Raw genomic sequence first — 12,333 nt, forward strand, 5'->3', positions numbered from 1 at the left:
GGTCCTATAAATCAAATGTAATAGCTTGTAAAAGCTACATTTTGCTCTATTGATTTTATTTTTAGTCGAGAAGAATTCAATTCCTTAACGAAAAATGTGATGTCCTAAAGTTAAAACTATTTTTTAAACCTAAACACTACAGGGATGCTAACAAATTATTAATTTCCTTATTTAAAATGAAATTTTTGCTAGAACTCCTTTTCTCCAAATTCACTTTTTATAAACTTAGATTTGTTTTTATTGCCGTTAAAAGTATAGGATAGGTTTAAAGAAATCATATCTACTTCATACCTGTAATTGGTAGTCGTATAAAACTCTCCTGGCTTGAATGTTGTAATTCGCTGCTCGTTAGATTTCAATAAGCCCATATCCATATTTTGCCATTGTACTATAGCGTTTAGCTTCCCTTTAAAAAAAGATTTTTTAAAGGCTAGATTAGGGGTGTAAAATTCAGAGTCTTCTCCTTGAGCTGTATTGATTTGCGACAAGTAATTAAAGGAAAATTGCAAAGAAGCGTTTTCCCAAAAAAAATAGGTGGAGTTCAAGTTCATTGAAAATATAGTAGCCTCTGTAGCCACCTCATAATCTCTAGTAATACCATCTCGATGCTCAAATGTGAAGAGACCATCAATGGCATAGCTGTAAACATTTGCTCCTAAATAAGTAGACCATTTTTTTGTAGGTTGCAGCTGTGCTCCTATTTCTAAACCTAAGGCGTTACTCTTACCTACATTAGAATACACCCTATTCAAAACACTATCTAAAACAGCTCCATTAGCTTGGTAAGCTAAAGTATTTACCCTATTAATAACATTATTCACCTGTCTATAATATGCGGTAGCATTGAACGTAGTATTGCCATCAAACTTCTTGACATATCCCAATTCTAACAAGTCTATAAATTCTGGTTTTAATTGATTGTCTCCTTGTTCAAAAACTTCAGAATGTTCACGCTCTGCAAAGCTATTCATTTTTAAAGTCGTGGTCCGTTCTACGCGCTTACTATAGGCTGCTTTTAAATTAGAATCTTTAGACAACCCATATTGTAAGGACGCAGAAGGGAATAATTTTACGAAATTTAGGGTATAGGTTTCTTCTGGTGCTTCCGTTTTCAAATCTTCCGAATATTTCCTGTTCATAGCTTCTATACGAGTGCCTCCCGCATAATCCCATTTACCTTTTGTTCCCGTAAGTTGTGCATAACCAGAGTGAAGCGTTCGTTGCAAACTAATATCACTAGAAAATTCTGGGACTAATACACCGTCGCGTTCGTAAACAAATTCTCCCGTATGGTCTAAATCTCTATATTGATACCCTGTTTCTAAAACCCCAAAAGAAAAGGGTTTCCATTGATAATCAATGGTTGCACGATAGCCCTTTAACGGATTATCATTGGTATTGTATTCTTGCTGATAAAGCACACTACGGTCTATAATTCCTAAATTTTCGTTAACCGTAGGACCACCAAGGAATGTATATTCATATAATAAGGAGGTAGAAATTTTAGATTCATTGGAGAATACATGCGAATAATCAAAACTACCAAGGGCAAAATCGCCTCTACGTGTTCTCAAATTATGATTAAAATATTGAAACGTATATACCCTATTTTCACTACCTATGGGTGTTACTGCATTATTATCATAATACGCAATATCTGCCAAACGATCTACGGTGTGTTTCCCTGCGTAAAACCCTAAACTATAACTATCTGATTTGTTAGGTGTAAATTCTACATTGAAACGCCCGTTATAACTAATATCATCAAAACTACGTTCTCCGTCTGACGGTAAAAATGTTTGCTTGTTTTCTGCTTGATTGATGATAAAAACATCTCCTTCTCTTCTACCTGTTTTATCATTGCGCTGGTAACTAGCACCCGCAGAAATATTCCAATGATCAGTACGTTTATTTAAGGTAGCATCAATTCCGTAGCGTTGTGCTGCTTCTTGAGTGTCATAATCTTGAATAGAAGGAAAACCTCCGCGAAGGTTAATCTGGGTAAACACGCCGTTCGTGGCACCCTTTTTTGTAATAATATTTATAATCCCCCCTTACCTTCTGGATCATACTTTGCGGAAGGCGCAGTAATTAACTCTACCGATTGTAACGCATTTGCAGGGAGCTGAGCCAAGATAGCAGTAGCATCACCTTGGGTAGGCTTTCCATTGATAAGAACCGCAAAACCTTTGCTACCGCGAACACTAATTTCGCCAAGGCCATCTACAGCAACCGATGGAATATTTTTAATCATAGCAATAGCTTTCCCCCTTGACTGTTTTGAAATTTCTTAGGGTCAAATACCTGACGGTCTATCTTATGAATAACTGTGGCTCTTTCTCCTTGAATGACCACTTCGTTTAATTGGTTTCCAAGGATTAAACCTACAACTCCTATATCGTAAACAGGATTACTTTTTGTAATCACAATATTGGAAGTGATTTTGGGAGTGTACCCCAGAAATGATACTTCTAAATAATAAGTTTCTGGCGAGATATTATTGAGAACAAAACCACCCTCTTGAGAAGTAATTACCCCAGTTACTAAAACACTATCTTTTTGAGTATAGAGAGCAGCAGTAGCATATTCCAAAGGCTCATTAGTATTTACGTCTACTATTGTTCCTGTTATTTGGCCTGTTATACACTGCGACATCAGTATAAAATATAAGCATAATACGTTAAGTAGTATTTTCATGAAGTAGTCTTGGTTATTTATAGAAAGCTACAAATCTAGATGCCTGCCCTCCTTTTCTGTGGTGTATTTGAATAAGAAATGGTTTATACTTCTAACACAGCATTTTTGCGGTATTGCAGGGGTGTTAAAGAAACATACCTTTTAAAATATTTTGTAAAATGAGACGTGTCTTTAAACGATAAATCATAGGCAATGGCATTAATAGATTTGTTGGTATATATCAATTGCCTTTTTATTTCCTTAATCATATGAATGGCAATTACATCAGAAGCTGTTTTACCAAAAGCTTTCTGAGATAGCACATTAAGATTTTGAGCACTTGTGTGTAATAAGCCTGCATAATACGAGACACTATTTACTAATTTTTCTGACAAAAAATTTAAAAATAAGACCGATTTATCCGTCGTTTCTGCTTGTGAAGCATCAGCGTAACTCACCATCTTAGCAAGAATTGCTTTTAAACCGCCTTCAATAACCTGTTGCAGCACTACTTTTTGATTCATTTCCCAAGTCAAGGCAGAAAATAATGCGAATAATGAAAAATCATTTTCGTCTGCCTGTATACATTGCGAGCTTGTTAATTGTAGTAATTGCTTAGGAATGGTATCGTCTAAACTATGTGCTAAAAATGATTCCTTTATCAATATAACATAGCCCACAGGTTCTGAAGTTATTTCCCAATGGTGGACTTCTTCTTTTTTAATGAAAAAAATAGAATGCGGAGTAATTTCAAATTTCTCGAAATCTAAATAGTGAGCACCAGTACCTTTTATAAAGTAGACAATTTCTAAATACTTATCATGCTTATGAGGGCTTGTATATCGCTTCTGAACATCAAAAGGAACAATTTTAATACTTTCCGTACTAGAGATCTTATTGTATTTTTTAATTTCTTTTTCGTCCATTTTCATATCAATGTCACACTAAAACCAATTTACATTCTATACCACGTATACTACTTAAACGCAGGCTCCTATCTTATTTTTCGGTACTAAATATACTCTTGACAATCCTAATAAATGTATTTTTTACACTTAATTATTTGTTAAATAATCACAAAAAAGAATGAACGTTCATTTTTTATAATACCTTTGTATAAGAATTTAAGCATCATGGCAAAACTTCAAAAAAGTAAAGATAAAAGAGAAGCTTTAGTAAAAGCTACCATCTGTTTGGTAAATAATGATGGTTTCCATGCTGCTCCAATGTCAAAGATTGCCAAAATGGCAAATATATCTCCTGCTACAATTTATTTGTTTTTTGAAGGCAAACAAGATTTAGTAAACCAAGTATATATAGAAGTAAAAGCTTCTTTTTCGGACTATGCATTTGAAACATTTACGGATGACATGGACGTTGAGGCTGGATTTGAGTTAATCTGGAAACGCATTGCACATTTTAAATTAAAAGAACGCGAGGAGGCTATGTTTTTAGCACAGTGTGACAATACTCCTATGATTGATGAACCTAGCCGTAAAGAGGGTATTAAACACTTACAACCCTTATTAGATTTATGGCATCGTGGGAAAGAAGAAGGGGTGCTAAAACCAGTTTCTGATTACCTATTGTATGCCTACAGCATTAATCCGCTATCTTTTTTAATGTTAGCACAACACCGTGGAGAATGTGTAATTACTGAAAAAACAATTATTGAGGCCTACCAAGCAGCTTGGGATAGCATTAAATTATAAAAGCAAAATAAAACTAAAACCTAATTTTAAAAATACAAAAATGGAATTATTAGATAAATTAAAGTGGAGATACGCGGCAAAAGCGATGAACGGTAAAAAAGTTCCTCAAGAAAAAATAGATAATATTATTGAGGCTGCACGCCTTGCTCCCACTTCTAGTGGCTTACAACCTTTTGAAATTTACGTAATTACAAATCAAGAAGTAAAAGAAAAAATTAGGCCTGTAGCTTGGAACCAATCGGTAATCACAGATTGTTCTCACCTTTTGGTCTTTGCGGCTTGGGATACATATACCGCTGATCGTATAAATTACATGTTCGATTTAACGAATGATATTAGAGGTTTTAAAAATGAAGGATGGGAAAGTTATCGTCAGATGTTATTAGGTTCTTATCCCCAAAAAGATGCAGAAGAAAACTTTAACCATGCCGCGAAACAGGCGTATATCGCTTTCTCAGAAGCAATAACTGCTGCGGCTTTTGAAAATGTAGACACTACTCCCCTTGAAGGTTTTGACCCTGCTGCTGTAGATGAAATTTTAGGATTAAGAGAAAAAGGCTTACGTAGTGCTGTTTTACTACCAATAGGCTATAGAGATGATACAAATGATTGGTTAGTTAATTTACCAAAAGTGCGAAAAAGCACCGAAGATTTAGTAACCGTAATTGATTAAAAGAAAACTATTATGAATAAGACGATACTATTAAAACAAAGACCTGTAGGCAAACCAACAGCATCCGAATTTGAATTTATACAAAGTGATGATCAGCTAACTATTAAGGAAGGTGAATTACTACTTGAAACGACTTATGTATCTGTAGACCCTTATTTAAGGGGACGCATGAGCGATGCAAAATCTTACATCCCTCCTTTTGAAGTAGGTAAACCTATCAGCTCTGGAGTTATAGCAAAAGTAATTGCATCTAAAAACAAGAATTTTAACGATGGAGACTACGTTTCTGGATCTTTAGAATGGAAGACACAACAAGTGTCAAACGGAGATGGTCTAACCAAAGTGAATAAAGACTTAGCTCCTTTAAGTGCCTATTTAGGTATTTTGGGAATGACAGGTTTAACTGCATTTCTTGGGCTACACGAAATAGGAAAACCTAAAGCGGGAGAAACGATTGTTGTTTCTGGAGCTGCAGGTGCGGTAGGTAGCGTAGTTGGCCAAATTGCTAAAATTTTAGGCTTACATGTTATCGGTATTGCAGGTTCTGATGAGAAAATAGAAATGCTTACTTCTGATTTTGGTTTTGATGCCGGAATCAATTACAATGAAACCAAAGACATGAGCGCTGCTATTAAGGCTGCTGCACCAAACGGCGTAGACATCTATTTTGATAATGTTGGAGGTCCTATTTCAGATGCTGTGCTATTTAATATTAACAGATTTGCTCGAATGATTATTTGTGGTGCCATCTCTGTATATAATAGTACTGAGGTACCTACGGGAGTAAGCGTACAACCATTTTTGGTAAAAAACAGTGCATTAATGCAAGGCTTTATTGTTTCTAATTATGCGGACAAATTTCCGGAAGCTATGAAACAATTATCAATATGGTTGTGTGAAGGAAAACTAAAATATACCGAAACTGTTGTAGAAGGTTTTGACAATATTCCTAGTGCCTTCCTTGACTTATTTGATGGAAAAAACAAAGGGAAAATGATTGTGAAGATTTAAGAAAATTAAAGAAAAAACTATGAATAATTTTGAATATAAAAATCCTACTAAAATAATTTTTGGAAAGGATACTATCGGAAAATTGACAAACGAAATTCCTGCTGATGCTAAAGTGCTTATGCTTTACGGTGGCGGAAGTATTAAAAAGAACGGTGTTTACGAGCAAGTAAAAACTGCCCTTGCTAAAACTGACCTTATTGAGTTTGGCGGTATTCCTGCAAATCCGGAGTATGCGGTCTTGATGGATGCCCTAAAAGTAATAAAAGAGGAGAAAATTACGTACTTATTAGCAGTAGGTGGTGGTTCTGTAATTGACGGGACTAAATTTTTAGCCGCAGCTGCTGAATATGAAGGAGCAGAACCATGGGAAATGCTAAAGAATAAAGAGCGCCCAACAAAAGGAATGCCTTTTGGAACTGTTCTTACCTTACCTGCTACAGGTTCTGAAATGAATTCTGGACTTGTGATTACGAGAGAGGAAACTAAAGAGAAATTAGCTATGGGCGGACCAGCACTATTCCCTACCTTCTCTATCTTAGATCCATTAGTTATTACCTCTATTCCTGAACGCCAATTGGTAAACGGAGTAACTGATGCTTTTACGCATGTGCTAGAACAATATATGACCTACCCTGCCGGTGGTTTATTACAAGATAGGTTTGCAGAAAGTATTTTACAGACTTTGATAGAAGTAGGCCCTAAAGTAATTAAGGATCCAACAGATTACGAAGCTGGTGCTAATTTTATGTGGAGTTGTACGATGGCTCTAAACGGACTTATTCAACAAGGAGTTCCTGGAGATTGGGCAATACATATGATGGGTCATGAATTAACGGCTTTATTTGGTATTGATCATGCTAGAACCTTAGCTGTAGTGGCACCAAGTCATTACAAATATAATTTTGAAGCTAAAAAAGAAAAATTAGCGCAGTATGCAGAACGTGTTTGGAATGTTACGGAAGGAAGTATTGATGATAAGGCCTATGCCGGAATTGAGAAAACAGAAGCTTTTTTCCACCAACTAGGAATCAAAACGAAATTATCTGAATACACGGATAAATTTGAAGGTACTGCAGAAGAAATTGCTAAACGTTTCACAGACCGTGGCTGGTTAGGATTAGGAGAACGCCAGGCGTTAACTCCACAAGACGCAGAGAAAATTGTGAAAATGGCGTATTAATCGCATTTAATGAATTACATAAAATCTGCAATACTAGTATTGAGTATTATAACAGGTGCTGCCTGTAAGAATGAAAAGAAACAAGCGTCTGAAGAAAGTTCAGAAGCGACAATAACAACTAAAAAAGAAGAAAAAATGAATGTATTATTTGTATTAACATCTCACGATAAATTAGGAGATACAGGAAAAAAAACAGGATTTTGGGTAGAAGAATTTGCTAACCCATATTATACCTTATTAGATAAAGGTGCAAAAATTACAATTGCTACGCCAAAAGGAGGAGCAGCACCAATAGACCCTAGTAGTGACTCACCAGACGCAGCTACCGCAGCTACAGATCGTTACAATAAAGACGCAGACGCTAAAGAAAGAATAGCGAACACCAAGAAATTATCGGATATGAATGCAGATGATTTTGATGCTGTTTTCTATCCTGGTGGACACGGACCTTTATGGGATTTAGCTAATGACGAAGCTTCTATCGCGCTTATTGAAACATTTAATAAACAAAAGAAACCTATCGCATTCGTATGTCACGCACCTGCAGCTTTAAAAAGTGTTAAAGATGTTGATGGAAGAACGCCGCTTGTAAAAGGTAAAAAAGTAACTGGTTTCACTAATTCTGAAGAATCAGCCGTACAATTAACGGATGTAGTTCCATTTTTAGTTGAAAATATGTTAATCGAAAACGGAGGTATTTATTCTAGCGTTGAAGATTGGGGAGCTTATGCTATTCAGGATGGTAACCTAATTACAGGTCAGAACCCTGCTTCTTCAGAGAAAGTAGCTGAAAAATTATTGGAAGCATTAAAGTAAGAGCTGCTATAATTTTATAAAAAAAACCTGCAGATTTTAAATCTGCAGGTTTTTTTATGTTTTAGTTTCTCTGTCTACTTACACTTTAACTTGTGTAGTTTTTACAGGGTAATCTAAATATCCTTCTTTGCCCGGCGTATAGAACGTATCACTATCCCAATCTGTTAATGGTACGCTATAAATAAAGCGATCTACTAAATCTGGATTAGAAATAAATGGTTTCCCGTAAGCTACTAAATCTGCATTACCTGCTTCAAGAACAGCATTACCCGTTTCATAAGTAAAACCAGAATTTATCATTAAAGTACCATCATATAGCGGTCTAAAATGTCTTGCTATTTCTGTAACTGCGAACGGAATTTCTGAAACATCTGTAAAAGGTTCTGATAAATGGATATACGCTAAATCATAATCATCATTCAACTTCTTAATAATATATTCAAAAGTAGGAATGGTTTCTTCATCCATAATAATACCAAACAACCCATCTAACGAAGGGTTAAATCTTGCTCCTACTTTTTCTTGAGGAATTACCGACTTAATAGCGTCTAATACTTCAAAGAAAAAACGTGCTCTATTCTCAATAGATCCTCCATACTCATCTGTTCTTACATTAGAAGTTCCGTTAAAAAATTGGTGAAACAAGTATCCGTTTGAAGAGTGAATTTCTACACCATCAAAACCAGCATCAATAGCGTTCTTAGCGGCATTTTTAAAATCTGAAATTGTAGTTTGTATATCTTCTTTGGTCATGGCCTTTGGCGTAACCGTATCTTTGAAACCCGTTGGCGTATACGATTGGGCATTAGGGTTAATAGCAGAAGGCGCTAACGGCAGTGCTCCCTCATGAAAATCAGGGTGAGAAATTCTCCCTACGTGCCATAATTGAATGTAAATTTTACCGTCCTTATCGTGTACTTTCTTAACTACCTTCTTCCATCCTTCAACTTGCGCTTCTGTAAAAATACCCGGAGTATTTACATATCCTACAGCATCTTGGGAAACCTGAGAACCTTCTGTAATTATTAATCCGGCAGATGCGCGTTGTGCATAGTACGCTCCTTGTAATTCTTCTGTGGCAACATTGCCCTCATTTGCAGCTCTTGAACGCGTCATTGGAGCCATAACAATTTTGTTTTTTAGAATTATATCTTTTAATTGATAAGCTTCAAATATTTTATCTTTCATCGTATTTTATTTTTTACTAAAATTACGAAATATGAGAAAAATTAGTAACGCATTTAGCATTTTCTTGTGACGCTAAACCTCTTTAATTGTATCTTTCTTGCTTCAAATGAAAAAACACCTTCACTTTAAAATTTACAAGCCTTTTGGCATGCTGAGTCAGTTTATCTCAAATGATGAAAAGGAAGCACGTAAAAAGCATTTCTTAGGAGAATTATATGATTTTCCTGAAGGAATTATGCCCGTTGGGCGCTTAGACGAAAAATCTGAAGGATTGTTATTACTGACCACCGACGGAAAATTAAGCGATACCATAAACCAATCTGGAATTGAAAAGGAGTATTACGCGCAATTGGATGGTGAAATACCCCATGAAGATATTCTGCAGCTAGAACGAGGAGTTCTTATCGGACTTTCAGGAAAAAAATACATCACCAAACCGTGTCGCGTAAAAGCACTTCTTGATCCTCCACTCTTAACCGATCCAGATAAAAAATTGCGGATAGGCACGCATCGTCCCAATTCATGGATAAGCATTACCATTACTGAGGGTAAATTTAGGCAAGTACGCAAAATGACAGCCGCGGTCGGCTTTCCAACCTTACGATTAATTCGTGTTAGGATTGGCACACAAATTTTAGAAGACCTACAACCTGGTACTGTTGCGCAAATAGATTCTCTTTAGTGAGTACTAGTCGGTAAGCTTAGAAATTGAAGTTAAATCTAGCGTCTTAAACACTACTTCGGTTCCTTCTGCTTGAATAGCAATTTGCCCACTTGTTTCATCAGCATTATAGCCATAGTTTACAAAATCACCATTCACCCATACTTTAATTTTATCTTCAAAACATTCTATCGTCATGGAGTTCCATTCTCCTAAAGCATGTTCTGAGCCTTCGGTTAAATTTTTAATCCTACGCGCTTTTCCTTCTACAACTCCCCATTCGTTTTTTGGTCCTCTACGAAGGATCATATCTTCCGTAGTGATATCCATTTGAATACACCAAAAATCTCCCGCATTTTCATGTTCCATCTGCACCTCCATAGATTTTGGAAACATGCCATATAAGGCTCTCGGCGTAGAAGCATGAACAAGAATTCCACAATTACCTGGTTCTTTGGTAAAACGATATTCTATGTTTAATCTATAGTTCTTATAAATTTTATCGGTAATTAAATGCCCTCTTGGTTCTCCTAAACTCACCAAGTTCCCTTCTCTTACAATAAAAGAACTTGGTGCATCCTTTAGGCTATCTTTTGCAGGTACATCTACATGCCAGCCTGATAAATCTTTGCCGTTAAATAAAGGTTGGGTAGGTTCTGTACATGAACTTAATACTAGTACAAGAAGTGAAATACTAAAAAAATTTGAAGCTAAAGACATTGATTTCTAATTTTTAAAACTAATTATTTAATATCCTCTGATGTATTTTTAAGTTTTCCTCTAAAATGTGAAAACATTACTAATTTCTTCTTCGTATTGATAAAAAATACGCCAGTTAATAGGACCCCTGCTGCCAGTATAGATTGACTCGTTATATTTTCATCTAAAACATACCACCCTAAAAGTAATGCAATAACTGGATTTACATAACTAGATGTTGCTACTTTCTCAGGAGAAACCGTCTTTAATAAATAATTAAAAGCCGAAAAAGCTACAATACTCCCTAAAATAATTAAAAGCCCCATGGATAGTTGAACAGGTCCACTCCAAGTGCTTGGCCACGACCAATTTTCACCTAAGACCAAACTTGTTATTCCTAAAGTAATACCTGCAGTAACCATTTGATATGCCGTATTTACCAAGTAACTTTGAGGAAGTGTCGCTTTTGAAACAAATAAGCTCCCTGTAGACCAACCCAATACACAAAAGAAGATAATGATCATTCCTAATAAGGACTCATCTTGTTGAACAATTTGTTTCTGACTTACTAATAAATAAATACCAATGACCCCTAAAATTACGCCTACAATAGACATAGGTTTAATTTTCTTTCCATCTACAACGCGCATTAGAATTAAAACAATAAGCGGCATTGCTGCAACCTCTAATGCTGCAAAACTGCTGTCTACATATTTTAAGCCCCATACGAATACACCATTCCCAAAGGTTAAGAATAGAAATCCTGCAATAAAACTATTTCTAAATTGTTTTAGTGTAATTTTTATAGAGATTCCAGAAACTTTACATATTCCGAAAATTAATAATCCTGCCGTGGTAAAGCGTATTCCTGCAAGCATATACGCAGGAAGTTCTGTAACGGCTATTTTATTTAGTAAATAGGTAGAACCCCATATTACATAAATAGCAAAAAAAGCAAGAATAATTAATAGGGTATTTGAAGACTTTGCCATAAGAATGTCAACATTTTAAAATTCTATGCAAGATTAAGAATAAGTTTCTAAAAATTCATTAATTAGTCTACTTAGTTCTTCTGAAATTTTAAATTATTTAAGATTTATTATTTCAAGATTTACGTAATGGGTACCGCAAAAATTACAGAAAATTGTGCAAAAAAATAACCTTGCAATTAAATTGCAAGGTTATTTTAAACATATAGTAAGCATATAATTTATGCTTCTTGTAAGGTCTTTTTAGACTTACGGTAAATGTAGCTATTAAAGATACTCCTTTTAGCAAAACGGTATTGTTTTGGAGAGTTGATTAACTTAACATAAATAGTTTTTGGAACCCCAAAATACTCATAAGTAGAGCCATCTAAAAAAGTAACTTCTAATAGTAAACCTTTATGTTGAAAATCTAAAATACCAGATTCATTCGTTAACTTAGTATACTCTTCTAAATTAGCCGCTTTTGTTTCAGGAGCAATACTTACTAAAAAATGATAACCATCTATAATTTGTCTACTCTTTAGCTCTGCTTCTTCTTTCTTAGCATCTCCTTCAAGAAACTTATCTGGGTGCCATTGCTTAACTAAACCTCGGTATGTATTTTTTAATTCTTTTAACTCGATATCCTTTTCAACAGAAAACAATTTTTTATACTCGTTGATGCGTTTCATTATCTTAACTTTTTCAAAATCAGGCGCGAAACTACATCAATTAATTGGTTTTACCTC

14 protein-coding genes are annotated in these 12,333 nt (G+C 35.1%); 6 read left to right on the forward strand and 8 right to left on the reverse strand.

Annotation, left to right across the window (positions count from 1 at the left end):
- Positions 1-188 precede the first annotated feature (188 nt).
- The 4 genes from CELAL_RS20260 to CELAL_RS20265 all read right to left on the reverse strand — a co-directional run bounded on the left by CELAL_RS20260 (position 189) and on the right by CELAL_RS20265 (position 3,602).
- Complete coding sequence (locus CELAL_RS20260; RefSeq protein ID WP_245529662.1) at positions 189-2,009, reverse strand: outer membrane beta-barrel family protein; 1,821 nt, start codon at positions 2,007-2,009, stop codon at positions 189-191.
- A gap of 32 nt (positions 2,010-2,041) precedes the next feature.
- The gene (locus CELAL_RS22690; RefSeq protein WP_245529663.1) at positions 2,042-2,254 is read right to left on the reverse strand and encodes a TonB-dependent receptor plug domain-containing protein; all 213 of its coding nucleotides are present in this window, start codon (positions 2,252-2,254) and stop codon (positions 2,042-2,044) included.
- Positions 2,251-2,655: a carboxypeptidase regulatory-like domain-containing protein gene (locus CELAL_RS22695; protein WP_245529664.1), complete on the reverse strand. Its 405-nt coding sequence runs from the start codon at positions 2,653-2,655 to the stop codon at positions 2,251-2,253. The genes CELAL_RS22690 and CELAL_RS22695 overlap by 4 nt, the downstream gene beginning before the upstream one ends.
- A 125-nt stretch (positions 2,656-2,780) precedes the next feature.
- On the reverse strand, positions 2,781-3,602 hold the full coding sequence (locus CELAL_RS20265; protein ID WP_041558402.1) for a helix-turn-helix domain-containing protein: 822 nt from the start codon (positions 3,600-3,602) through the stop codon (positions 2,781-2,783).
- A 207-nt stretch (positions 3,603-3,809) separates the two neighbouring features.
- On the opposite strand from CELAL_RS20265, the gene CELAL_RS20270 reads away from it, so the two are divergent.
- From CELAL_RS20270 to CELAL_RS20290, 5 genes are read left to right on the forward strand one after another with little or no spacing between them, the layout of a single operon-like run.
- Positions 3,810-4,388, forward strand: a complete 579-nt coding sequence (locus CELAL_RS20270; protein ID WP_013552774.1) for a TetR/AcrR family transcriptional regulator — start codon at positions 3,810-3,812, stop codon at positions 4,386-4,388.
- A 40-nt stretch (positions 4,389-4,428) separates the two neighbouring features.
- Entirely contained in the window at positions 4,429-5,061 is a 633-nt protein-coding gene (locus tag CELAL_RS20275) for an NAD(P)H-dependent oxidoreductase (RefSeq protein ID WP_013552775.1), read from the forward strand.
- Positions 5,062-5,073: 12 nt separating this feature from the next.
- Positions 5,074-6,072: an NADP-dependent oxidoreductase gene (locus tag CELAL_RS20280; RefSeq protein ID WP_013552776.1), complete on the forward strand. Its 999-nt coding sequence runs from the start codon at positions 5,074-5,076 to the stop codon at positions 6,070-6,072.
- Positions 6,073-6,091: 19 nt separating this feature from the next.
- A complete protein-coding gene (locus CELAL_RS20285; protein ID WP_013552777.1) occupies positions 6,092-7,252 on the forward strand; it encodes an iron-containing alcohol dehydrogenase in 1,161 nt (386 codons plus the stop codon).
- A 9-nt stretch (positions 7,253-7,261) separates the two neighbouring features.
- Positions 7,262-8,068, forward strand: coding sequence for a type 1 glutamine amidotransferase domain-containing protein (locus CELAL_RS20290; protein ID WP_013552778.1), 807 nt, complete (start codon positions 7,262-7,264; stop codon positions 8,066-8,068).
- Positions 8,069-8,146: 78 nt separating this feature from the next.
- On the opposite strand, the gene CELAL_RS20295 is transcribed toward CELAL_RS20290, so the two are convergent.
- On the reverse strand, positions 8,147-9,256 hold the full coding sequence (locus CELAL_RS20295) for an alkene reductase (RefSeq protein ID WP_013552779.1): 1,110 nt from the start codon (positions 9,254-9,256) through the stop codon (positions 8,147-8,149).
- 106 nt (positions 9,257-9,362) lie between these two features.
- Here CELAL_RS20295 and CELAL_RS20300 point away from each other — a divergent pair, with 106 nt between their 5' ends.
- On the forward strand, positions 9,363-9,938 hold the full coding sequence (locus CELAL_RS20300) for a pseudouridine synthase (RefSeq protein WP_013552780.1): 576 nt from the start codon (positions 9,363-9,365) through the stop codon (positions 9,936-9,938).
- A gap of 6 nt (positions 9,939-9,944) precedes the next feature.
- Here CELAL_RS20300 and CELAL_RS20305 read toward each other — a convergent pair whose 3' ends face one another.
- From CELAL_RS20305 to CELAL_RS20315, 3 genes are all read right to left on the reverse strand, one after another.
- Entirely contained in the window at positions 9,945-10,637 is a 693-nt protein-coding gene (locus CELAL_RS20305) for a 3-keto-disaccharide hydrolase (RefSeq protein ID WP_013552781.1), read from the reverse strand.
- Between the two features lie 23 nt (positions 10,638-10,660).
- On the reverse strand, positions 10,661-11,608 hold the full coding sequence (locus CELAL_RS20310; protein WP_013552782.1) for an EamA family transporter: 948 nt from the start codon (positions 11,606-11,608) through the stop codon (positions 10,661-10,663).
- Positions 11,609-11,826: 218 nt separating this feature from the next.
- The gene (locus CELAL_RS20315) at positions 11,827-12,276 is read right to left on the reverse strand and encodes a KTSC domain-containing protein (RefSeq protein ID WP_013552783.1); all 450 of its coding nucleotides are present in this window, start codon (positions 12,274-12,276) and stop codon (positions 11,827-11,829) included.
- Between the last annotated feature and the right edge of the window lie 57 nt (positions 12,277-12,333).

It is taken from the genome of Cellulophaga algicola DSM 14237 (genome assembly GCF_000186265.1).
GTDB classification, from domain to species: Bacteria; Bacteroidota; Bacteroidia; order Flavobacteriales; family Flavobacteriaceae; genus Cellulophaga; species Cellulophaga algicola.